The sequence below is a fragment of the Phenylobacterium sp. genome, from assembly GCF_044358365.1.
Taxonomy (GTDB): Bacteria; Pseudomonadota; Alphaproteobacteria; order Caulobacterales; family Caulobacteraceae; genus Phenylobacterium.
The window spans coordinates 1-22,375 of the sequence record NZ_JBIKNZ010000039.1; the positions used below are offsets into that span (position 1 = coordinate 1).

Consider the following 22,375-nt stretch of genomic DNA (forward strand, 5'->3'; position numbering starts at 1 on the left):
GATCTCGTAAATCTGGTCAACAACCAATACTGGTGCAGATTGGAGCAATTGGAGATACGCGGATCAGGCATTGTGTTTGATACGCGACGTTTGATCCAGTGGGTGTTCAAAAGTGGCAGTGGCTATTGGGCAAATGGCGTCAAGATTACGAGCACAGCGGTCGGTGGTCGAGATACGCTTGAGTACAATTTAGCGCCGCCTCCACAAGATCGACTCTTTTCAAGTCACGATGGAAATCCATTAAAATCATACTTCTCAGACTGTACAGCAGAATATGGAACTTCGCCTTACCGGGGTGCTACATCTGTAATCCATTGTCACAACCGTAAACTTGTAGGCGACGTGTACAGTCACGCAGATTTCGTGGCCTGGAACCAGGATCAGGGACTTTCCGCAGCCCCTTATCGTGACGCTACAGCCCCGTTTATCAATGTCGCCGCGTATCCTGCTGGCGGAAATATCGAGAAAACAGGTCAGAACGGTTCAGGAACTTTAATCTTCCGGGATGGCGCAGGATCATTGACCATAACGTTGGCATCAACGCCCGAAGCTGTAGCAGCGGACGGAACGGGAAACACCGTTTTGACGACGGCGCAACTGGTGGCGAAGGTCAATGCGCGCGCTGGCTGGTCGCTTAACATTACGGGTTGTCTAACAACTCGGGCAGCCAGGTTTATACTGGGTTCCGGCATCCCCGGTGGAACAGTTAATAGCTGGCCCCCGTATTTCCTGACCGGAGCCTACACGTTTAACTCCCTGATTGACGTCCATGGTGACTATTACCAGACGTTCGGCACTTTGCACGAGAACGTACTCATTCACTACAACCAAGTGAAAACGGGGGACGGTGACACCGCTCTAAGCGCTTACATGTTCATGGATAGTGTGTTGGGGCATCAAGACTTCTTCGTCCGAGGTAACGTATTCCCGACAGGCTCGCCCGGAAACAGCTCGATGGGAGGTATTGGAAGCTCTCATGTCGTGTTTGAAGATAACACGCTGGGGGTGTTTGGTGTCTACGATATAGGGACTAATCTCTATTGTAGTTGCTCGAATAACTACATAGATAATTTTATTAGATACTCAGCGACATGGCCTAGCAGTTTTGACATCATCAACAACGCCTACAGGTCGGCAGCGTCCACGCCGAACGGGGCTTTGTGCGTTGGAAACTTCTTGACCGGCTTGTCTTACGCAGCGGCGTTCCAAAACCAGACTACGGACGACTACCGCCCGACAGCCGCGCTCTATGCTACGCTGAAGGCCAAGCGGTCGGACTACGACATTCTGTCAACCGCGCGCTCGGCCACGGATGCCGTGGGGGCCTACTCAAAGAATGCGGCGGCGCGGACTTTCTGGACGTTCTGATCTCGCCACATATCCACGCCCCCTGATCCCCCCTGATCCTGATCTCATGAGCTTCAAGGTCAAAAGCCCAAAACCCGCGCCGGCGCCCGAAATGCCGGTCCAGCCTGTGGCGCCGGTCAGTCAGCCGACAGATGCGCGGGCCAGACGCCTGCGAACCGGCGGGCGACAGAGCACGTTCCTGGGCGGGGCGGCGTCTTCGGCGCTGGCGGCGCCGCGTGGGAGCCTGACCGGGGCGGCCGGCGCGACGGGGATCTGAGAGCATGGCGGTCAAGGTCGAGAAGGCCGACTTTAAGAGCCTGGACCGGCATTTCGATGATCTGCGCCAGACGCGGATCTCGACGGGGCGCGATGCCGAGTTTCAACTGATCGCGGACGTGTTCCTGCCGCGCAAGGACTTCATGCTGCCCCAGAAGCCCACCGAGCTTAGGCGCCGGCGGCTGACCAGCTCGGTGCCGGCGGTGCAACTGCGGCGTGGGGCGGGCCTAGGCATGGCCTATGCGATCTCCAACACCCGCCCGTTCATCAAGCCCAATGTGGCGCGCGGCCTGGTGGCGGCGGGGCGGCGCACGGAGCTGGAGAGCGAGGCGATCACCTATCTGTCCGACACCGAATGGTCGGTGTTTGACGCCATGATGCTGCCCCAGTCGGGGTTCGTGTCCAGTTCGGCACGGATGTGGCTCGAGCTCTATGCGTTCGGCACGGCGATCCAGTGGGTGGGCCGCAAGCGCGGCTTCGGGGCCAGCTATCAGACGCGCCCGCTGCGCGCCTGCTGGATCGAGGAAGGCGAGGACCAGAAGGTCGAGACGAACTTTTTTCAGTTCACCCTGCCGCTGTGGAAGGCGGTCATGCGCTGGCCCGATCATGGCGTCGACAAGTGGACGAGGGCCATGGCTGACGACAATCCGGCCAAGGCGCGCGACCATGTGACGATCGTGCATGCGGTCTATCCGCGCCGGGGCGGAGAGGCGGGCGCGTTCGCCGAAGCCAAGCCCTGGGCGGAGGTCTATTTCTGCCGCGACGAGAAGGTGATCCTGGCGGAACGCGGCTATGACAGCTTCCCCTACGCCGTGCCAAGACTGGACGTGGAAGATGGCTCCGCCTACGGGACGGGCCTGGCCTGGTGGGTGCTGCCCGAGGCGCTGGTGCTGCATTCGCTGCAGCAGGGCGTGGAAACGGCCGTCGAGCTGAAGAACAATCCGCCGCTGATGGTGCCCAAGCGCATGTTCGGCAAGGCGCTGGACCGGCGCGCCGGGTCGGTGAACCAGTATGATGCGGCGGGGCTGGGCTTCCAGAACGCCAGCCAGGCGATCCAGAAGCTGGACATTGCCGGCAACGTCGAGGTGGCTGCCGCCTACATGGAGCGGCTGGAAGGCAATATCGAGCGGGCGTTCTTCACCGACTGGATGACGCTGCGCGATGCGTCGAACGTGACGGCCGAGGAGATCCGCGACCGCCGGGATCTGCGCATCCGGGCCATGTCGAGCTTCGTGCCGGGGATCGACCGCGACTGGATGGGGCCGGTGGCCGACCGGACGCTGGAAGTGATCGCCGAGGAAGGCATGCTGAAGCGCCCGCCGCCGCAACTGGGCGGGGTGGACGTGGACTGGGACTATAACGGCCCGCTGGCCATCGCCCAGCAGGCGGGGCAGGTGGAAAGCATCCAGCGCGCGCACCAGATGGCGATGGTGGCCCGCGATATCGACCCGTCCAGCGTCTATGTGTACGCGATCGAGGAAGGCCTGCGCGCCGCCGGTGAGGCGCTGGCGCTGCCGCCGGAGACGATGCGCAGCCGCACCCAGGTGGCGGAGATGCGCGCCCGCGACGAGCAGGCCCGCGCCATGGCGGAAAACGCCGAAATGATGAAGCAGGCCGGGCAGGCGTTGCAGGCGTCCGGGCAGGGCGCGGCGAACCTGGCCACGGCGGACCAGATCCAGCAGGGCGGAAGGATGGCGGCGTGATGGATATCGGGACGCAGGGATTTTGCGACACGTGCCCGTATTGGGCGGCTGCGCTGGGGCAGGGCGGCGAGGTTTCCTCGCGCGGTCAGTGCCGCCGGCTGCCCCCTTATGCCGGCATAGGGTTTTCGAGTGTCTGGCCGCTGGTGAATTCGCACGACTGGTGCGGGGAGCATCCGGCGCGGGCGGTTACCATTAGCGGCGAGTTGGTGGCTGAGGCTGCCAATGAGACGCCTTATGTTGCAATTGGCGGCCCTGAGCTTCCGGCTGACCCCCTCCACCCCGCTACGCGCGGTCCCCCTCCCCCAACGGGGGGAGGATCTGAGGTTCAGCGGCGGAAGCGTGCGGCATGAGCGCCAGCGAGTTTGACGCCCATGCGCTGATTGCGCGGATCAGGGCGGGGGATGAGGCGGCTTTGACGGCGGCCTATCTGCAGACGTTTGGCAACGAGCTGGGGCGGCTGGTGCTGGCGCATGTCGCCGGGCTGGCGGGCGTCGGCATGAAGTACGGCGGGGCGCCGGACCTGTGGTCGCTGGGCTACCACATGGGCGGCCACGACCTGGCGCTGGACATGATCAATCGCGCGGGTTTCGACCAGGCCAGCGCGATCTCGATGGTGATGACTGGTCGATTGGAAGGACCTGAACATGAGCGAAGCGCCCAACCCGGTGGAGACGCCGAACCCGACCCCGAACTCGGGGACTGAAGCCGCACCCAACCCCGCGCCCGCGCCGGCCGGCGCATCGGGCGACGACGCCCCCTGGCACGCGAGCCTGCCGGACGATCTGAAAAGCCAGCCGGGGGTGCTGCGGCACGCGACCATGGCCGACGCCATTCAGGCCGGGATCGCGGCGGAGAAGCGGCTGGGGGTGCCGGCGGATCAGTTGGTGCGGTTGCCGACCAAACCGGACGACAAGGAGGCCTACGGGGCGATCTATAAAGCGCTCGGCGCGCCCGACGCGGCGGACGGTTACAAGCTGGACCTGACCGGCGCCAGCGACGATGACGTGGCCACGGTGACGGAATTCACCAAGGCGATGCACGAGGCGGGTCCGTTCCCGCCGGCCTTCCTGCAGGCGGCGGCGAACTGGTATCGCGCCGAGACGGCCAAGGCGGCCGAAGCGCAGGCGGCGGAAGATGCGGCGCTGACCAAGGCGGCTGAAACCGAACTGCGCACCGAATGGGGCGCGGCCTATGACACCACGCTGAAGGAGATCGGGAAGCTGATCACCGACCTGGGCGGCGAGAGGCTGGCGCAGGAGCTGGATCTGGACAGCAAGGTGGGCTCCTCGCCCGAACTGGCGCGGTTCCTCAAGAAGGTGCTGGACAAGCAGGCCGAGGGCGGCCCGACGGCGGATGGCCAGCGGGCGGATGTGGGGGGCGGGGCGATGACGCCGAGCCAGGCCTACGCCGCGCGCGCGGCCCTGGAAGGCGACCCGGTGAAGGGCGCGGCCCTGATGAACAAATCCCATCCGCAGCACGCCGCTGTGGTGGAGGAACGCAACCGCTATCTGGCCTTTGAAAACCCGAACGTGGCGGCCGCCGCGCGCGCTTGACGCGCGCCCCCTCCACCACTTCGTGGTTTCCCTCCCCCGTCGTCTTCGCGACAGGGGAGGACCGGACTTGACACCGCCCGCAAATCAGTTGCGCCTTCCGTGCATCGCCTGAACCGGGAACCCGTCCTGAACGGTCCGGACAGAGGGCGACGCCGGGGGGCGTAAAATCCAGGCTTGCGTCCGGACTTTGAAGCCGGGGGTCGCTGCCGATCAATCCCAATTTTGATCGAGAGCGCGTGCGCGTGACCCGCGACCGCTCGCAGCGAGGATTTCATGTCCAACGAAGCGACCCAGTATGTTCCCGGTTTCATGGCCAATCTGCGCCTGTCGCCGCAACAGATGGAAAAGCGGTTCATCGGCGCGGTTGACGCCGACCTGAGCCACACCGCCCCCGGAACCCTGTTCAACGCCGACGACATCGGCGTGGCCAACGGCAACGAGGTGACGGTTACTGGCCGTGCGCCGCCGACCCCGGAAGGCTTCGCCGACCACAAGCGCCGCGTCGGCTTTTTCGAGGCCAAGGCGAACCAGCGCTGGATCGAGAGCCTGGAAAAGGTCCGCATGCTGGTGGACCCGACCAATCCGATCATGGAAAGCATGATGGCCGAAAAGAACCGGGGGTCCGACGACCGGATCATCCAGGGTCTGTTCGAGAACAGCCGCAATGGTCAGAACGGTGAAACCTCGACGGCTTTCCCGGCCGCCCAGATCATCGCCGTGGACAACCGCGACTTCATCCATGACGCCGAAGTGCTGCCGGGCTCCGGCAACCTGCCGCTGACCGTGGGCAAGCTGATCAAGGCCAAGATCATGCTGGATCAGTCGGAACTGGAGGGCGAGCGCTACTTCGCCTGCAGCTCCATCCAGCTCGGCAACCTGCTGTCGTCCACCCCTGTGACCAGCGCCGACTACAACACCATCGGCGCCCTGGCTGCAGGCAAGACCGATGACTTCATGGGCTTCAAGTTCATCCGCAGCGAGCGGCTGACCGTGGCCAGCAACATCCGCCGGTGCGCGGCGTGGGTGAAGCCGGCGATCCAGTACAAGGAGCGCCCGATCACCAATGCCCAGCTCACCCAGCGGGCGGATCGCTCCTATCGCTGGCAGGCCTACTACGAGGTCGATCGCGGCTGCCTGCGTCGCTACGATGAAGGTGTCGTGCAGGTGCTCTGCACCGAGGTGGTCTTCTAAGGCCAGCCAACCGGAACCGGGTCGCTCCTGAGGGGGCGACCCACCCTCTTGTCGGGCCGACAGGCCCCCCGCCGCCGCAAGCGCCGGGAACTCCGAAAGACCCAAGACGATGCCTGATTTCAACGGCGACCTGGTTGGAACCCCGCTGGCGGCCGCTGCCGGCGCCAACCCCTACAACGTCCCGAACGCCCTGAAGGGCGGCACGGACGTGGTGCTGATGCGCGACACGATCGAACTCATCACCGCCTTCGCGCAGAACGATCGCGTCAAGCTGGGGGACTTCCCCTCGGATGTGATCATTAACCCGGTGCAGAGCACGATCTGGTTCGACAACCTGGGGGCTTCGACCACCATGGACGTCGGCTCGACCGCCTCGGAAGCGGCCCTGGTGGCGGCGCAGGCGACCTCGGCGGCGGGTTCGTGCCTGTTCTACAAGAACGTCGACGTGGCCAACTACTGGAAGCCGCTGTGGCAGGTGCTGGGCCTCGCCGCCGACCCCGGCGGCACGATTGCGATCTTCGCCAAGCTCGAAGCCGCCGACCCCGGTGTGGGCACGATGACCTGGCAGATTGTCGGTCAGCGGCGTCTGGCCTGATAGGCTTCAGCCGCCCCGCCCCGCGCTGCGCAACATCGCGTGTCGGGCGGCTGGATCTCCGGCGGGTTTTCGATAGCAAGCCGGAAGCGCGGCGCGGGGGTGTGACCCATGGTCCTTCCAACCCCCGCGCCGTTTGCGTGAGAGAGACATTGCAGGTGGAGAGCTGGGTCCCGGTTCGGCTTACGCGCTTCGCGCTCCATTGACCGGGATGACAGGTTTTTACGGATGACGCTGACCGCCAAGAACGAAGTGATCAACACCGCGATGGCGCACCTGGGCGAGCCCGGGTTTTCGGCGATTGACACCGATCCGCCCGGGGCGGCGCTGGCCAAGGTGCTGGGGCAACTGGACGGGCGGGCGGGCGTCGAGCAATTCGCCCTGTCGCGGCATCCCTGGCTGTGCGCGCTCAGCTACGCCACCCTGGCGCCGGCGGCGTCGCCGCCGACCAACTGGAAGTGGAAAAACCTGTTCATCCTGCCCGACACTTTTGTGAAGATGTGGGTGGTGGACGGCGATGACGTGCCGTTCGAGGTGGGCACGGAGGTGATCTCCAGCGCGGTCAAGAAGGTGGTGCGCTGCGACGAGGCCGCGCTGAAGATCGCCTTCAGCGAGCGCAAGGCCTGGGAGGCCTATTCGCCGGACCTCTGCAACTACATGGCCCTGCTGCTGGCGGCGCGGACGGCCGGGCCGCTGAAGAACGACTATGACGGCGCGGCGCGGCTGATGAAACGGGCGGACGAGGCCCTGCAGATGGCCATGGGCGGGGAGGCCGGGCAGTATCTGGAGCCGGAGGTCATGTTTTCGAGCGGGTTTGCGGCGCTCAGGGCGCAGGCGGCGTAGGGGTTTATCCACGGCCTGCCCGGCGGGCCGATCCTGATCTCGCCGCCCTTGGTGGCGTTTCCTCCCTGACTGGCCCCGGTTCGCGCCGGGGCCTTTTTTGTGGGCTGTGCGGCGGCGGCCCCCTCCACCACTTCGTGGTCCCCCTCCCCCGGAAGGGGAGGAACGCCCGCTTATCCACGTGCCGACCGGCACATGGAGTATCGGGCTATGCAAGTCTCGGGCTACAACAACAGCTTCGTGTCGGGGGAGATCTCCGAGGAGGCGTGGGAGCGGTCGGACCTGGAGCAGGTGGCGACCGGCTGCGAGGAGGCCTCGAACATGATCGGGGCGATCACCGGACCGAATGTGAGCCGGGGCGGGTTCTACCGGCGCGGGGCGCCGAAGTTTCAGGCCAGCCAGCAGGCGTTGTTCTCGTGGAACCGACCGGACGGCGAGGGGCTGGTGCTGGAGTTCGGCGAGCTTTACGCCCGCGTCTGGACCGCGCGCGGGGCGGTGATCGAGACGACGCCGGGATCGGGCGTGCCTTACGAGTTTGCCCACGGCTATTCGGCGTCGGACCTGGCGGGCCTTCGGATCAAGCAGGTGGGCGATATCGGGTTCATCACCAGCCGGTACGGCCTGCTGGCCACCCAGATCCAGCGCCGCGCCGACAACGACTGGACGGCGGCGGTGCAGGCCCTGAAGAACGGCCCCTGGCTGGCGGAGAATGACGACGAGACAAAGACGCTGACGTTCTCGACCCTGGGCGGCGGGAGCTGGCAGATCGACTGTACGGGCGCGAGCTGGACGCACTGGAGCGTGGCGCACGTGGGCGCGCAGATCCTGGCGCGTCCGCCGGGCGGCGGGCCGGGTCTGAAGACCTGGGCGCCCAACACGGCCTATGCGGCCGGCGAGAACATCATCAGCGTGGGCCGGATCTATGTCACCACGGCCGGCGGGACGACGGGCAACACGCCCCCCAGCCATGAGGCGGGCGAGGTGTCGGACGGGGTGGTGCTGTGGGAATTCCAGCACGACGGGGCGACGGCATTCCAGATCACGGCCTTCACCAGTCCCACGCGGGTGGTCGCCACGGCCCTGGGCGTGCCGCCCTTCGTCACCGGGACGGCCACGCCCAACTGGAGCGATCAGGCGATCAGCTATGCCGAAGGGTTCCCGACGGCGCTGGTGGCGGTGCGTGAGGAGCGGCTGGCGCTGGCGGCGACCCCGAAACGGCCGGACGTGATCGAGTTTTCGCGGACGGCGGGATTTACCCCGGCCTTCGCCGATTTCAAGCCGGGGCTGGGCACCGGCCTGACGGTGGATGACGACGCCTGCCGGGTGCAGCTCGGCGATAACCGGGCGCGGATCGTCTGGATGATCGAGGGGATCGTCTTCGCGGTGGGCACGACCGACGCGGAATGGGTGGTGGCGGGAGCCACGATTGAGGACCCGATCAGCCCGGCGTCGGTGAAGGCGCGGCGCGTGTCGAGCCATGGATCGGCGGATGTGATGCCGCTCGTGGTGCAAGGGCCGCCGTCGCTGATCCTGCATGTGGCCAAGGGCGGCACCGTGGTGCGCGAGCTGACCCTGGGCGGCGGCGGGGATCAGGCGTCGGCCGGGCGCGACCTGTCGGTGCTGGGCCAGCATGTCTATGGGCGCGGCGTGGCGGGCTGGGCCTGGTCGCGGCCCGACAACAATATCTGGATGCAGCTCCGCGACGGCGGGCTGGCCTGCCTGACCTATCATGCGGAACACGGCGTGCTGGGCGTGCGCCGTCAGCCGATCGCGGGCGGGTTCGCGGTGGAAAGCCTGGCCACGGCCAGCGATCCGGACGGGCAGGACGTGTTGCATGTGGCGGCGGTGCGCTTCAAGGGCGGGGTGCCGCAGCGGGCGCACTTCACCCTGGCCCCGCGCCGGGACGGCATGTTCCTGGACTGCGCCGATTTCTATGAGGGCGCGCCCGCGACGGTGATTTCGGGCCTGGCGCATCTGGAGGGCGAGACGGTCAGCGTGCTCGCCGACGGCGCCCATGTGGCGGGCTTGATCGTGACCGGGGGCGCCATCACCCTGCCGGCGGCAGCGTCAAAGGTGTTTGTCGGGCTGGCCATGTTGCGGCGGTTCAAGACCCTGCCCTTCGATCCGGACCGGCAGGGCAACCCGCTGGCCAAGAAAAGCCGTCCCAGCCACGTCTATGTGGTGCTGGGGTGCGTTGAGGCGAAGATCCAGAGCCAGGCGCAGGACGAGCCGGACGAGCGCTATGTGCCGACGGAAGAGGTGATCCAGCGCCGGCCGGGCGACACCGTGCCGATCGTTCGCCGCAAGCGCGCCAAGGTGTTTCTGGGCGGCGGGGCGGACCGCGACGTCCGGGTGATCATCGAGACGGACAAGCCCTACGACCTGTCGATCTACGCGATCCGCCCGCTGTATGAGGCGGCGTGATGCGGTTGCGCGGATACCTCATGGGCGATGAGGCGCGGGTCAACGCCCGGGCGGATTTCGTGGCGGACTATCGCGCGGCGGGCGGCGTGTTGCCGGACGGGCCGAAAGTCAGCCTGCTGGACGACACCGGGGCGGTGCTGGGGGTGGCGGGCTTTAGCCGGATCGCGCCGCGCCAGTGGGGAGCCTGGGCCTATCTGGCGGAGATGGCGCCGCGCCAGTGGGTGCGCGCGGCCCGGCGGGCGCGGCTGGCGATCATCGGCGCGACGGGCCTGCTGGACGGAGGCTGCAGCATCTATGCGACCCCGGCGGACACCGATGCGGCGCAACGCCTGCTGGCCAGCATAGGGTTCCGACCCAGTGTGGACGACGCAGGTATCTGGAAATTTGAGGGAGCGGCCTGATGGTGGCGCCACTTGCTGCGGCGGCGATCGCCAGCGCGGGCCTGTCGGCCGTGGGAAAGATCCTGGGCGGGATCGGATCGAAGTCGGCCGCCAAGGCGCGCGCGGGGGCGCTGGAAACCAACGCCGGGATGGACCTGGCGGAAAGCGGCCTGGCCGCGCAGATGGGGCTGGAGCAGGACGAGCGGGTGGCCGCCAGTCTGGCGACGCAGGCGGCGGCCGGCGGCGGGGGCGGCCTGCGGGGATCGGCCCTGCGGGTGCTGAACGATCTGGGGCGGCAGAGCCTGCAGAAGGCCAGAAACACCGTCTATGGCGGCCAGACGGCGGCCTGGTCGCGGCGCAATGACGCGCAGGTGGCCCGCACCGAGGGACGCAACGCCCTGACCGGGGCGGTGATCGGGGCGGGCGCCTCGCTGATCGGCGGGGCGGCCAAGGCCTATGACATCAAGAACGGCGGCAGGGGATAATGGCCAGACTTCCGGACAGCCTTGATGTGGGCGCGCCGCGCGGGGCGCGGCTGAGCGGCGACACCGTGCGCCCGACCGACTTTGGCCTGGGCGATGTGGCGGGCGCGGTGGAACAGGTGGGCCAGGCGCTGGCCAACCGCGATGATCGGGATGCGGAGAAGGTGATCGCCGTACCGCAACGGGAGTTCGAGTTGAGGATGGCGGAAGAGGCCGCAGCCTATGACGGCGCCGAACCCGGGTGGGCGACCAAGGCGCTCGCCAGCTTCGACAACCATTTCACGGCAGTCAGCGAGGACACCACCTACTCGCAAGGGCTGCGTTTCGCGCTGCGCCGGAAGCTGGACGCCTACAAGGCCGACTTTGGCCGGCGGGCGCTGGGGGTAGAGGCCGGCAAGCGCGCCGGGATCGTGGCCGATCAGGAACGCGGCAAAACGCAGGGCAAGCTCTCGGAAGGTGAGATCGCCTTTGACGGCGATTTTCAGCCCCGACGGCAGGCGCGATACGATAGCTTCAACGGGGATGACCCGGAGTTCATGGCCGGAATAACGGCAGACTATGACGCAGCAGCCAAGGCGCAGTTGGATGCTGCGGAGCCCGCTGTGCGCCCCGCCCTGGAGGCCCGACTGAACGCCCGGAAAGTATCGGCGCTGGCCGAGGCAATGCAGTTTCAACAGACCACGCAGGCCAAGGTGGTTCAGGCCGCCACGGATCGGGGTGTCCAGGCGTTGGCCAACATGGTGTCAACGAACCCGACCAGCTACGCCGACGCGACAGGAACCCTTCAGGGGTTGGCCAGCCGTTTGCCGAGAGCCCTGCAGGGCCCCTTCGTACAGGAAGCCAAGGGAACGCTGGCGACTTACCGGGTGCTGGGATTGATCCAGCGGGGTGATTACCAGCAGGCCCAGCAGGAGCTGGCCGATGGTCGCTATGACGCAGTGCTGGACCCCGGCAAGAAGTCGGCGCTGATGGCGCGGGCCGATGCGGCCGAGCGGGGCGGCCCCAAGAGCCTTGAGGACTGGCGACGGGTGCATGAGGCCGAGGATGCGCTGGAAAGCGAAGTCCAGGCCCGGGCGCGGGGCGCCACGACAGGGATATCCCTGCAGGAAATTGCGGCAAGGCTGTCACCGCGTGAGCAGGCGTCGTGGGAGCAGCGGGCCAAACAGGCCGATGAGGTATTTGCGGCGACGGGCAATCTGCGCAGCCAGTCGACGGCGGATCTGCGCGCGCGGGCCAGTGCGCCGCCGCCGGACCCGACCGCGCCGGACTATGGCCGGAAGCAACAGGCCTGGGAGCTGGGCCGCAAGGCCGCCGCCGGGGAGCTGGCGGCGCGGGAGAAGGACCCGGCAGGCTGGGCGATGACGTCGGAAAAGCCCGGCGATGCGGGCGCCACGATCCAGACGGCGCTGAAGGGGTATCTGGAAGCCGATACGCCGGAAGCCCTGACGAAGGCGGCCGGGGTCTATGCGCGGTTCACCCTGGGGATGCAGCAACAGGCCGGGATCGCGCCGGCCGCGCAACGGGTGCTGCCCAAGGATCAGGCGGCGGACATGGTGAGCGCCTATGCGCGGGCGCCGGCGGCGGAGCGTCCGAAGGCGCTGGCCTCGCTGGCGGCGGTGTGGGCGGCCCTGCCGTCGCGGACAACCATGCAGGACGGCCGGGTGGTGTCGCCCCGGGCGATGGCGGCGCGGGAGCTGCGCGCGGCCGGACTGGGCGGGGCGGACATTTCGGCGCTGGTCGACCTGTCGGACAATCCCGGCAAGCTGGCGCTCTATGCCGAGGCGACGGGCAATCCGGCGGCCCTGACCAAGCTGACCGCCAAGGGGCAGGAGGCGACGCTGGATGGGCAGGTGGCGGCGCGGCTGGCGCCGTACTTTGCCACGGCCAATGCCGCGCCGGGGGCGGGCGAGCAGAACGCCGGACGGGTGGCGCGCGCCCAGATCATGGCCCGGCAACTGGTGCTGGTGAAGGGTCTGACCCTGGCGGAGGCGGCGAAGGAAGCCACGGCGGATCTTGTGGATGAGTATCGCTTTGTCGATACCTGGCGGATGCCGGTGGCGCGGACGTCGGCCAATCCGCCCAGTGTGGTGCGTCGCGGCGCGGCCATTGCGCTGGCGGACCTGATCGGCCGGGACGGGCAACTGCTGGCGACGGCGCCGGGCGTTGGCATGACCGACCCTGACCGGCGGCGCAAGTCGGCCGATATTGTCGAGAACAAGGGCCGCTGGGTGACGAGCGAGGACGACAGCGGCCTGACGCTGATGATCCCGACGCAGCGCGGCTGGACGCCCGCCCCGGACCTGCATGGCCGGGCGGTGCGGCTGAGCTGGGACCAGCTCGAACAGATCGGCCGGCGGGGACCGTCGGGCAAGGCGGGCGACTGGATGGCTCCGGCGCCGGCGGCGACAGCGCCGCGCACCGTGGCCCTGCCCAGGGCGCGGGCGGCGTTTACGGCGGCGATCGAGCATCAGGAGAGCCGGGGCAATCCGCAGGCGGTGAGCCCTGCCGGCGCGCTGGGTCTGCGCCAGCTCATGATCGGAACCGCCAAGTGGCAGGCCCGCATGGATGGCAACAAGGTGTTCGACGGCCGCAGCGATGCGGAGATCCGAACCCTGCTGCTGAGCAACCCGGCGCTGAACCGGCGGCTGAGCGACAATCACATTGAGTATCTGTCGAAACGCTACGATGGCAACGTGGGTCTGATGGCGGCGGCCTACAACGCCGGGCCGGGCGCGGTGGACGGATGGCTGAAAACCTATGGCGATCCGCGCCGGGGCCGGGTGAGCCTGGACGAGTGGGTGGCCGACATCCCGTTCAAGGAAACCCGGAACTATGTGCTGGAAGTGCTGCCGAGGGCGCTGAAAAACCTGCAGCGTAGCTGAATATGCAACGAAACGTCGCCCGGGCGAAAGTGAGCGCATGCCAAGCCTGCTGATTGATCCAGAAGTCGATGAGGCGGATGCCGCCGAAGCCCTGAGCGGGTCTTCGTCGGGCCTGCTGACGTTTGAAAGCCAGATGGGCCAGTTGACGGCGGCGGCCGGCGATGTGGCGCGCGGCTTCGGGCGCGGGCGCGGCGAGCTGCTGGATCCGGAGACGGCCAACCGGGACTATGGCGTCGAGGGGCAATTGACCTTCGAGCGCCCGACCTATGAGAACGATGCGGCGCGCAAGCAACATTCGGCGCAGCGCCGGGCGTTCCGCGACGATGTGATGAGCCGGTCCGAACTGGGGCCGCTGGGCAAGATGGGCGCGGCCCTGACCGGGGCGCTGTTTGATCCGGTGGGCCTGCCGCTGATGTTCGCCCCCGAACTGCTGGGCCTGCGCGGGACGCTGGAAGGCGGGGCGGTGTTCCGGGCGGGCAGCGTGCTGGGCAAGGCCGGGCGGGTGGCCAATGTCGGGCGCGGGGCGGTGATCGGCGGGATCGAGGGCGCGGCGGGCGGCGTGGTCTATGAGGCGGGGGCGTTCGCCCTGAGCAATGCCGATGATCCGGACTACACGGCGGGCGATGCGCTGAACAACGTGCTGCTGGGCACGGTGCTGGGCGGCGGGATCGGCGGGGTGCTGGGCGGCGTGTTCGGCGGGCGGGGCCAGCCGGCGGCGCTGGCGCGGATGGACGAGGACGCCCGGCTGGGGGCGGTGATGAGCGCGCTGGACGATGTGTCCGCCGACCGGCCGGTGAACGTGGCCGCGATCATCGAGAAGGAAGCGCCGCCGAAGGCCGCGCCCACGCCCGAACGGCTGGCGGCGCTGGACGAGGGCGGCGGCGGGCCACGGATCACGGCGCGCGAGCTGGAGGCTGATGTGGCGGTGACGTCGCGCGGCCGCGAGATCCCGGTGAAGTACGCCCTGGTGGAACTGGACGATCTGGTCACCAGCCACACCGATGACCTGGAGCGCAATGCGGCGTTCCCGGAAGCCCTGCAACCCCGCGACCGGACGCGGGCGGGGAGCCAGGCAGGCAACTTCCGGCTGGAAGCGGAGCTGAACCCGAAACGGCTGATGCGCGAGGCCGGGGCGGAAACCGGCGCGCCGTTGGTGGCGCCCGACGGCACGGTGGAAAGCGGGAACGGCCGGACGATTGCGCTGCGCCGGTCGGCGCGGACGGGCTCGGAGGCCTATGGCCGCTATCGTCAGGAACTGGCGGCGCAGGGGTTTGATACGACCGGCATGACCAACCCGGTGCTGGTGCGGATCCGCACAGGCCGGATGGACGGGGAGGCGCGGGCGGCGCTGGCCCGGGAAATGAACGCCGCGCCCACGGAAACCATGGGACCGTCCGAACAGGCGATGGCCGATGCGGCGGCGCTGGACGATGCGGTGCTGAGCCGGATCGACGGCACGGCGGCGGGCGAGCGCGCCTTCATGCAGGCCTTCGTGGCCAAGGTGGCGCCGGACCAGCAGAACGCCTTTGCAGCGGCGGACGGCGCCCTGAGCCAGCAGGGTCGCCAGCGGGCGGCGGCGGCGCTGGTGGCGCGGGCCTATGGCGATCCGCGCCTGGTGGAAGCCGTGTTCGAGACGGCGGACCCGAACATTCGCACCCTGGGGGCGGCGCTGAGCGAGGCGGCGCCCGGCTGGGCGAAGATGCGATCGCTGGCGGCGCGGGGCGAGATCCCGGCGGATCTGGACGTGACCGCGCAGCTCCGCGCGGCGGTGGACATGATCCGCCACGCGCGGGACCATAGAATTCCTGTGGATGAATGGATCGCCCAGCGGCTGGACCAGCAGGAGCTGTTCGGCGGGAATTCGGTGGATGTGGAAACCGAAGCCTTCCTGCGGCTGTTTTTCCGGGATGACACTTTCCGTCGGCACCGTTCTGCGGATAAGATCGCCTGGGCGCTGAAGGACTATGCGCGACAGGCGGGCGACGTGGCCCCCGGCCCGAACCTGTTTGGAGATACGCCCGATGGCGAAGCCCGCCTCATTCTCGATGGCCTCAACCGGAAATTCGCCGGAGACGAGCGGTTCCCCGCCGAAGCCGACCTCCTCGACCTCGCGCCAAAGCCCACGGAACCTGCTCGCATCGACCTTCGCCCGGATGCCGGCGACGGAGGCGGAGGCGGCGTACAACGCGGACCTGGCGAAGGCCCTGCGGGAGGGGTAGCGGAGGGCGGACGTCCCGACCCTACGACCCTGATTGATCCGGAACTGAAGGCCCTGGCGGACGAGGTGCTGGCCGATGCACCGTCGCTGGCCCCGCGCGATGATCCGGCGGTGATCGCCGAGGCGATCCGGGCGGCGGCGTTTTGTTTGAGGGAGGGGTAGGCATGGCCAAGCGTCCCTTCTGCGACGATTGGGGTTGTCCCTCCATGTGGACCTGTGCCCGCGCTTGGGGCCGAGCCGAAGCCTACTGGCGCTTCGACCCCGACCAAGACGCCCGCGAACGCATCTCCCTCTATGCAGGCCTGCGGAAGCCCGGCCACGAGGCCTGTGCCGATTGGGAACGGGACAAGCCGCGCCCTTGGCTGGCGGGGGCCTTTGAGCCGATGAACGGGGTCGGCATGACGCGCCCGGTGATCCCGCCTAACTTCAAGTTGGCGGCGGTCGAATGCGAAGGTGAAGCATGAAAGCCTGCCACGCCCCCATCCGCGCCGCGACGGGCGACGCCTTCTCCGACGCCGAGATTGACGACATCCTCGACCGGCTGGCGCGCAAGCACAAACGCGCCAAGGGCAAGGCTCCGACCGCCAGCGATGAACAGGCGTGGGCTGAGGCCGCCGCCGACCTGACGCGGGAGGAGGTGGAAACCGCCCTGCAGGCGCGCCGGCTGGAGCATTTCGCCAAGGCCGCGCGGGTGGCGCGTGAAGCCCGGATGGCCGCCATGACGGCGGGCGGGCTGGACGAGGCGCAGGCCCTGAAGGCCTACAATGTGGGATCGGACAAGCAGGCCGGGTTCTCCAGCGCCAGCGTGGACGCCGAGGGCCGGGCGCGGGCGGTGGCGGCGTGGGGCGACGTCGAGCGCGGTCTGGCGGCGCACGAGGGCCTGAGCGACCGGCTGGTGAACTTCTGGGGCGGCGGCGACGATGCGTTCGACCGCGACGTGGCGCGCGAGATGGCCCGGCTGAACGGGGCCGACATCGAGGCGACGGGGGATGCCGACGCGCTGGCGGCGGCGCGGGTGTTTGCCGCCGCGCTGGAGAAAAACCGTCAGGGGCTGAACGCCCAGGGCGCGTTTGTGGGCAAGCTGAAGGGGCGGATCGCGGCGCAGTCGCATGACCGCCTGAAGGTGTCGGGCGGGTTCTGGCGGGAGTTTCGCGAGGCGGGGATCGGTGCGCCGGCCAAGTGGGGCGAGGCGCGCCTGCAGGCGTCGCGCAAGGCGTTCCGGCAATGGCGGGACTATATCCGGCCACGGCTGGACCCGGCGACCTTTGACGGGATCGACGTTTCCGACGGGGCGCTGGCGGACGAGGCCGAGGCGCTGGCGAAGGCCGGGGTGATCGACGACGCGGCGGATCTGGAGGAGCGGTTCCTGTACCGCGCCTGGTGGAACATCGTCTCGGGCGCCCATGAGGTGCTGGGGGGCGCGCAGGATCTGGCGGAATTCCGCCCGCCGGCCGGCAAGGCCCGGGCGGTCAGCAAACACCGGGTGCTGCACTTCAAGGACCCCGACGCCTGGTCGGACTATCACGCCGAATATGGGCGGGGATCGCTCTACAGCGTGGTGATGGGCGAGCTGGAGCGCGGCGGCAAGAACGCCGCCCTGATGGCGCGCTGGGGCCCGTCGCCGGAAGCCGCCTTCGGGCGGACGATGGAGACGCTGGGATCGGCGGCGCGGGCGCGCGGCGACGCCGGGGCGGCGAACGCCCTGCAGAGCCGGTTGCGGCAGGCGGAGTTTGACGAGCTGACCGGGGAAACCAACCGGCCCGACAAACTGCGGCTGGCGCTGATCGGGCGCACGATCCGGACCTCGCAGGTGCTGTCCAAGCTGGGCGGCATGGTGCTGTCGGCGCTGTCGGACACGGCGCTGGCCAGTCAGGCCATGACCCGGGCGGGCGGCAATTTCGCGGGCGGCTATGGCGCGGCGCTGAAAGGCATTGCGCGGCTGCAGGACGCGGAGGGCAAGCGCGCGGCGGATCTGCTGGACGTGGGCTCACGCTCGGCGGCGGCGCATCTGATGGGCCGCTTCACGGCCACGGACGGGCCGTTGGGCTGGTCGGCCTGGGCGCAGCGGGTGTTCTATCGGGTGAACGGGTTCGAGGCCTGGTCGGACGGCCTGCGCCGGGGCGTCGGCGAAATGCTGTCCGCGCACTGGGGGCAGGAGGCGGCGTTCGGGTGGGATGGATTGCAGGCGGGCACGCGCGAGACGTTCGAGCGCTACGGCATTGACCGGGGCCTGTGGGATCTGGCGCGGACCGGGACCACGCCGCTGGAGGACGGGCGGACCTATTTCAGCCTGGAGGCCATCGACGGCCTGTCGGATGCGGACGTGCATCGCTGGGCAGGGCTGAAGGGCAAACAGGCCACGGCGGCGGCGGCGGCGCGGTTACGTGACGACATCAGGCTCAGGTTCCAGACCATGACCGGCGGCATTCTCGACGACGCCCTGACGGAGGCCCGGGCGCGGGAGCGGGTGGCGCTGGTTCAGGGCCTGAAGGCGGGCACGGTGTGGGGGGAGGCGGTGCGCAGCTTCACCCAGTTCTGGAGTTTTTCGGCGACGATCCTGGGGCGGCATGTGGCGCCGGCGGCGCGGGGGTTCGCGGGCCGCCAGCCGGTCGCCCTGCTGGCGCATCTGATCGTGGCCACGACCCTGCTGGGGGCGGCGTCGCTACAGGCCAAGCAACTGGTGAAGGGCCGCACGCCGCGCCCGCTGGACCGGCCCGAGACCTGGCTGGCGGCGCTTCTTCAAGGAGGGGGCCTTGGCGTGTACGGCGACTTTCTGTTTGGGGAATACGCGCGCAGCGGTATGCCGGCAACGATCAGCACGTTCGCGGGTCCGTCGGTGAGCGAGCTGGAGCGTCTGCGCTTGGTGGTGGGTGCGGCGGCGGGCACGCTGAACCCGCTGACCACGGATGAAAAGCGCGACGCCTCGAAGCAGGTGCTGGAGCAACAGGGGTTCCGGTTCATCAAGGACAACACCCCGTTCGCCAACATCTTCTACACCCGGCTGGCGCTGGATTATCTGGTGCTGTGGCGGCTGCAGGAGGCGATCTCGCCGGGGTATCTGGCGCGGTATGAGGCCAATGTGCGCGAGCGCGAGGGAAGTGATTTCCTGATCTCGCCGACGGAGGCGGTGCAGTAGGTCCCGGCTCGGCCGCCGCGCTTCGCGCTTTGTTGGCCGGGATGACGGGCTTTATGGCGTCCCCCTCCGGCGCTTCGCGCCACCTCCCCCTCCGGGGAAGGCGCTGAGCTTATCCACGGCTCGCGCCCGCGCGCGAGCATGGGCCTATGACCCTCGTCGTCGAATATCCGAGCAGCGCCTATACCGCGACCGGCGGACCGGGCGAGACGTTTGCGGCGGGGTTCTCGTTCGCCAGCGACAGCGAACTGCGGGTCAGCTACGCCGGGGTCTCCAAGACAGCAGGCGTCGACTATCTGGTGACAGGCGACCGGCTGGCGGGCGGGGCGCTGATCAATCCGGTGAGCGGCCTGGCGCCGGGCGCGGGCGTGGCGGTGCTGATCACGCGGGCGACGCCGAAGGACCAGCCCTATACGTTTGGCAACTCGGGCCAGTTGACCCCGGCCCAGGTGGGCGCGGCGTTTGATCGCGTCACGCGGATGATCCAGGAGCTGGGCCGCGACGTGGGCGCGGGCGGTGGCGGCGGCGGCGGCGGCGGGGGATCGAACCTCTGGGCCGACATCATCGGCAAGCCCTCGACCTATCCGCCGTCGGCCCACACCCATGACTGGACGACGGGCATTACCGGCAAGCCCACCCTGGGGGCGCTGGCGGCCAAGGATGCGGTGAACAACGCCGACTGGACCGGGACCGACCTGTCGGTGGCCAACGGCGGGACGGGGGCCTCGACGGCGGCGGCGGCGCGCACGGCGCTGGGGCTGGTGATCGGGACGGATGTGCAGGCGCACAGCGCCACCCTGGCGGCCATTGCGGCGGGTGGGACGCCGGGCGCGGGCAAGATCTTCGAGTTTACGTCGGCGACGACCGGCGCCTTCATTCCGACCCCGACGGGCGGCGGCGGCGGCGCCAACCGGCAACCGCTGTCGGCGTTCGGAGCGCTGGACGCGGGCGGGGTGAACACCACGGCCAATAATGCGGCGTTCGCGGCGGCCGAGGCCAGCGCGTTCGAGGATATCTGGGTTCCGGAAGGGGTCTACGCCACGACGCGCACCCGCCTGCAGCTCAACAAGAACTACGCCGGGCCGGGCGTGATCCTGTCGACGACCGACAGCGCGGGCCTGCCCGGCAACTTCGCCTCGATCGCGGCGGCGCCGACCCTGTGGCCCGCGCAGGGCCTGGCGGGATGGTTCCGCGGTCCGGGCGTGTTCGGCGAAGGCGAGTACAGGATCATCGGGCCGAACACCCGGGCCAAGGTGGACGCCCGCTACTACGAGAGCACGTTCATCCCGCACCATGCGTGGATGGACGTCAACGACGGCGGATCAGGATGCACGGCGCACCTGACCGTGGCCGCCTCGACCAGCTCAAATCTGGTGACGGTGGACGGGGCGGATGCGGCCTATCTCGTCGGGCGGCAGATCATCTTCACGTCAGGGTTCGGCGGGACGGTGCTGGACACCCGGACGGTGATCGCCGTCTCGGGGACTGCGCCGGCGGTGCTGACGCTGAACGCCAACCCCTCGGCCAATCACCCGGTGGGCACCTTCATCACGACCAGCACACGGACCTGGGCCGGACACACCTATGTCCGGATCAACGGCGCGGCAGAAGGGGATGTGTACGGTCACATCGTCCGCACCAACCAGAGCTACCAGAAAAAACCCGGACAGAAACACGTCTTCGAGACGTCGACCGTGGGGCAATACGGCGGGGACACCAACTATCTGTCGGGATCGGCGGGCGCCTACGGCACCAATCTGGAGTTCGCCAACTACGACCAGGGCAATGACGTGGCCAATATCGGCTACGTTTCCAGCCACGTCCGGGACAATGACACGGGCGCCATGGGGGCCATGTGGCTGGGCAGCTTCTTCAAGTCTGAAGGCGTCAAGCCCGGGGACGTCGCCCACGTGGTGGCCGGCAAGTGGCGTGCGGTGCTGGACAGCGTGCGCGCGGATCTGACGAATTTCGCGGCCGTCGGCGACAACGCCAATGTGCTGATCAATTCGGCCAAGGGCCATCGCTGGGTGATGAATTCCACGGCCTCGGTGAGCGGCCGGGGCGCAGGGACGGAATTCGGGGCGACGTTCGGCAATACCCTGGGCGACATGTTCATCGAGAGCGGCGCCGACGGGACCAGCGATTTCATCGCGCTCAGGTTCAATCGTGCGGCGCCGAACGACGGGCGCATCCGGCTGCGGCCGGAGGGCGTGCAGATCAACAAATCGATCACCTCGGGCGGCTCCCTGCTGACGGTCGGCGACATCGTTTGCGGCGCCGGCAGCGTGCTGGGCATGGGCGGATCGGGCTCGGGCGTCTGGATCACATATTTCGGCGGCCGCATTCAGGGCACCATCAACGGCGGCGCCAGCTACACAATTCTGGTCTGAGGACGAGACGATGAGTGAAGACGAACGCCCCTTTCGCCGCATCAGCCTGCCGCCCGCGCCGCCGGCCTATGTGCCGGTTCCCACAGACGCCAAGGAGGCCCTGTTGCTGGAACGCCTGCGCGAGAACGCGGCGGAAATGGCCCAGCGCCCCGAGTAATTCCCAAGATCAACCTGGAAGGACTGAAGACGATGAACGATGAATCAAGCCATCATCAACAACACTGGTACGACAGCGACGAACATTTCAGCACGCAGCTTGAAGCCCGCGTTGCCCAGAAGCTGGGCCGCGCCATGCTGGACGTCACGGGCGCGCAGATCCGGCTGGAGATGGCGCACGCCCGTTCGGCGGCGCAGGGCGAGCGGGTGAAGGCGATCGAGGCGGAGGTCGAGACCCTGAAAGGCATGGTGGACGCCCTGACCCCGGCGGCCACGACGCCGGAGGTTGCGCCGTCGCCGGTCAAGGGCCGCCGGCCATGATCCTGGAAACCGTGCTCGGCGGGCTGGGCGGCTATGCCGCCCGGCTGGCGCCGGAAGTCCTGAAGTTCTTTGACCGCAAGAACGAGCGCGGCCACGAGCTGGCCATGCTCAAAGGCCACTATGATCTTGACAAGCTGCATGCGGAGCAGGGGCTGGCGCTGGCCAAGGCGCAGGCGGAGCAGGCGCGCGAAACCGGCGACACCGACAAGCTGCTGGCGGCCTACGCCTCGATGGCGGTGAAGACCGGCATTGGCTGGATCGACGCGCTGAGCCAGATCATCCGGCCGGTGCTGACCATCTACTGGTGCATCGGGCTCTACACCTGGGCGCTGTGGGCGCAGTTTGACATCCTGACGCGCGGCGGCGTCACGGCCACGGCGGCGGTGCTGCAGCTCTGGGGCCCGGAAGAAAAGACCATCGTGGCCGGGATGATCGCGTTCTGGTTCGCCGACCGCACCCTGAAGACGCGCGGGCTGGGCACGTGAGT

General features: G+C 68.2%; 19 protein-coding genes. All 19 read left to right on the forward strand.

What is annotated here, in order from left to right; all coding sequences use genetic code 11:
* Window positions 1-1,368, forward strand: a 1,368-nt coding sequence (locus ACIQ3B_RS11600) for a hypothetical protein (protein ID WP_397402700.1), incomplete at its 5' end; no start/stop codon positions are given.
* Between the two features lie 46 nt (window positions 1,369-1,414).
* The gene (locus ACIQ3B_RS11605; protein ID WP_397402702.1) at window positions 1,415-1,624 is read left to right on the forward strand and encodes a hypothetical protein; all 210 of its coding nucleotides are present in this window, start codon (window positions 1,415-1,417) and stop codon (window positions 1,622-1,624) included.
* Between the two features lie 4 nt (window positions 1,625-1,628).
* Complete coding sequence (locus ACIQ3B_RS11610) at window positions 1,629-3,326, forward strand: portal protein (protein ID WP_397402704.1); 1,698 nt, start codon at window positions 1,629-1,631, stop codon at window positions 3,324-3,326.
* A 346-nt stretch (window positions 3,327-3,672) separates the two neighbouring features.
* Window positions 3,673-4,029, forward strand: a complete 357-nt coding sequence (locus tag ACIQ3B_RS11615; protein WP_397402706.1) for a hypothetical protein — start codon at window positions 3,673-3,675, stop codon at window positions 4,027-4,029.
* On the forward strand, window positions 3,971-4,879 hold the full coding sequence (locus ACIQ3B_RS11620; RefSeq protein ID WP_397402708.1) for a hypothetical protein: 909 nt from the start codon (window positions 3,971-3,973) through the stop codon (window positions 4,877-4,879). The genes ACIQ3B_RS11615 and ACIQ3B_RS11620 overlap by 59 nt, the downstream gene beginning before the upstream one ends.
* A gap of 273 nt (window positions 4,880-5,152) precedes the next feature.
* Window positions 5,153-6,070 (forward strand): phage capsid protein, encoded by a 918-nt coding sequence (locus ACIQ3B_RS11625; RefSeq protein WP_397402710.1) that lies wholly within the window; start codon window positions 5,153-5,155, stop codon window positions 6,068-6,070.
* Between the two features lie 109 nt (window positions 6,071-6,179).
* Window positions 6,180-6,665 carry a hypothetical protein gene (locus tag ACIQ3B_RS11630; RefSeq protein WP_397402712.1) on the forward strand — a complete coding sequence of 162 codons (486 nt, stop codon included), beginning with the start codon at window positions 6,180-6,182 and terminating at the stop codon, window positions 6,663-6,665.
* A 225-nt stretch (window positions 6,666-6,890) separates the two neighbouring features.
* Window positions 6,891-7,505 carry a hypothetical protein gene (locus ACIQ3B_RS11635; protein WP_397402714.1) on the forward strand — a complete coding sequence of 205 codons (615 nt, stop codon included), beginning with the start codon at window positions 6,891-6,893 and terminating at the stop codon, window positions 7,503-7,505.
* 207 nt (window positions 7,506-7,712) lie between these two features.
* Window positions 7,713-9,926 carry a hypothetical protein gene (locus ACIQ3B_RS11640; RefSeq protein ID WP_397402716.1) on the forward strand — a complete coding sequence of 738 codons (2,214 nt, stop codon included), beginning with the start codon at window positions 7,713-7,715 and terminating at the stop codon, window positions 9,924-9,926.
* Window positions 9,926-10,327 carry a hypothetical protein gene (locus ACIQ3B_RS11645; protein ID WP_397402718.1) on the forward strand — a complete coding sequence of 134 codons (402 nt, stop codon included), beginning with the start codon at window positions 9,926-9,928 and terminating at the stop codon, window positions 10,325-10,327. Before ACIQ3B_RS11640 ends, ACIQ3B_RS11645 begins: the two co-directional genes overlap by 1 nt.
* Window positions 10,327-10,791, forward strand: coding sequence for a hypothetical protein (locus tag ACIQ3B_RS11650; RefSeq protein ID WP_397402720.1), 465 nt, complete (start codon window positions 10,327-10,329; stop codon window positions 10,789-10,791). Before ACIQ3B_RS11645 ends, ACIQ3B_RS11650 begins: the two co-directional genes overlap by 1 nt.
* Window positions 10,791-13,670 (forward strand): transglycosylase SLT domain-containing protein, encoded by a 2,880-nt coding sequence (locus ACIQ3B_RS11655; protein WP_397402722.1) that lies wholly within the window; start codon window positions 10,791-10,793, stop codon window positions 13,668-13,670. The genes ACIQ3B_RS11650 and ACIQ3B_RS11655 overlap by 1 nt, the downstream gene beginning before the upstream one ends.
* A 37-nt stretch (window positions 13,671-13,707) precedes the next feature.
* Window positions 13,708-16,050, forward strand: coding sequence for a hypothetical protein (locus tag ACIQ3B_RS11660; RefSeq protein ID WP_397402724.1), 2,343 nt, complete (start codon window positions 13,708-13,710; stop codon window positions 16,048-16,050).
* A gap of 2 nt (window positions 16,051-16,052) precedes the next feature.
* The gene (locus ACIQ3B_RS11665; protein WP_397402726.1) at window positions 16,053-16,352 is read left to right on the forward strand and encodes a hypothetical protein; all 300 of its coding nucleotides are present in this window, start codon (window positions 16,053-16,055) and stop codon (window positions 16,350-16,352) included.
* A complete protein-coding gene (locus ACIQ3B_RS11670; RefSeq protein ID WP_397402728.1) occupies window positions 16,349-19,024 on the forward strand; it encodes a hypothetical protein in 2,676 nt (891 codons plus the stop codon). The genes ACIQ3B_RS11665 and ACIQ3B_RS11670 overlap by 4 nt, the downstream gene beginning before the upstream one ends.
* Window positions 19,025-19,170: 146 nt before the next feature.
* Entirely contained in the window at window positions 19,171-21,411 is a 2,241-nt protein-coding gene (locus tag ACIQ3B_RS11675) for a hypothetical protein (protein WP_397402730.1), read from the forward strand.
* A gap of 10 nt (window positions 21,412-21,421) precedes the next feature.
* Window positions 21,422-21,568 (forward strand): hypothetical protein, encoded by a 147-nt coding sequence (locus tag ACIQ3B_RS11680; protein ID WP_397402732.1) that lies wholly within the window; start codon window positions 21,422-21,424, stop codon window positions 21,566-21,568.
* A 32-nt stretch (window positions 21,569-21,600) separates the two neighbouring features.
* Window positions 21,601-21,888: a hypothetical protein gene (locus ACIQ3B_RS11685; protein WP_397402734.1), complete on the forward strand. Its 288-nt coding sequence runs from the start codon at window positions 21,601-21,603 to the stop codon at window positions 21,886-21,888.
* The gene (locus ACIQ3B_RS11690; protein ID WP_397402736.1) at window positions 21,885-22,373 is read left to right on the forward strand and encodes a hypothetical protein; all 489 of its coding nucleotides are present in this window, start codon (window positions 21,885-21,887) and stop codon (window positions 22,371-22,373) included. The genes ACIQ3B_RS11685 and ACIQ3B_RS11690 overlap by 4 nt, the downstream gene beginning before the upstream one ends.
* Window positions 22,374-22,375: the final 2 nt, after the last annotated feature.

Coding starts and splice junctions, on each gene's coding strand:
- ACIQ3B_RS11605 (WP_397402702.1), top strand. CDS start 1,415: ATGAGCTTCAAGGTCAAAAGCCCAAAACCCGCGCCGGCGCCCGAAATG.
- ACIQ3B_RS11610 (WP_397402704.1), top strand. CDS start 1,629: ATGGCGGTCAAGGTCGAGAAGGCCGACTTTAAGAGCCTGGACCGGCAT.
- ACIQ3B_RS11615 (WP_397402706.1), top strand. CDS start 3,673: ATGAGCGCCAGCGAGTTTGACGCCCATGCGCTGATTGCGCGGATCAGG.
- ACIQ3B_RS11620 (WP_397402708.1), top strand. CDS start 3,971: ATGAGCGAAGCGCCCAACCCGGTGGAGACGCCGAACCCGACCCCGAAC.
- ACIQ3B_RS11625 (WP_397402710.1), top strand. CDS start 5,153: ATGTCCAACGAAGCGACCCAGTATGTTCCCGGTTTCATGGCCAATCTG.
- ACIQ3B_RS11630 (WP_397402712.1), top strand. CDS start 6,180: ATGCCTGATTTCAACGGCGACCTGGTTGGAACCCCGCTGGCGGCCGCT.
- ACIQ3B_RS11635 (WP_397402714.1), top strand. CDS start 6,891: ATGACGCTGACCGCCAAGAACGAAGTGATCAACACCGCGATGGCGCAC.
- ACIQ3B_RS11640 (WP_397402716.1), top strand. CDS start 7,713: ATGCAAGTCTCGGGCTACAACAACAGCTTCGTGTCGGGGGAGATCTCC.
- ACIQ3B_RS11645 (WP_397402718.1), top strand. CDS start 9,926: ATGCGGTTGCGCGGATACCTCATGGGCGATGAGGCGCGGGTCAACGCC.
- ACIQ3B_RS11650 (WP_397402720.1), top strand. CDS start 10,327: ATGGTGGCGCCACTTGCTGCGGCGGCGATCGCCAGCGCGGGCCTGTCG.
- ACIQ3B_RS11655 (WP_397402722.1), top strand. CDS start 10,791: ATGGCCAGACTTCCGGACAGCCTTGATGTGGGCGCGCCGCGCGGGGCG.
- ACIQ3B_RS11660 (WP_397402724.1), top strand. CDS start 13,708: ATGCCAAGCCTGCTGATTGATCCAGAAGTCGATGAGGCGGATGCCGCC.
- ACIQ3B_RS11665 (WP_397402726.1), top strand. CDS start 16,053: ATGGCCAAGCGTCCCTTCTGCGACGATTGGGGTTGTCCCTCCATGTGG.
- ACIQ3B_RS11670 (WP_397402728.1), top strand. CDS start 16,349: ATGAAAGCCTGCCACGCCCCCATCCGCGCCGCGACGGGCGACGCCTTC.
- ACIQ3B_RS11675 (WP_397402730.1), top strand. CDS start 19,171: ATGACCCTCGTCGTCGAATATCCGAGCAGCGCCTATACCGCGACCGGC.
- ACIQ3B_RS11680 (WP_397402732.1), top strand. CDS start 21,422: ATGAGTGAAGACGAACGCCCCTTTCGCCGCATCAGCCTGCCGCCCGCG.
- ACIQ3B_RS11685 (WP_397402734.1), top strand. CDS start 21,601: ATGAACGATGAATCAAGCCATCATCAACAACACTGGTACGACAGCGAC.
- ACIQ3B_RS11690 (WP_397402736.1), top strand. CDS start 21,885: ATGATCCTGGAAACCGTGCTCGGCGGGCTGGGCGGCTATGCCGCCCGG.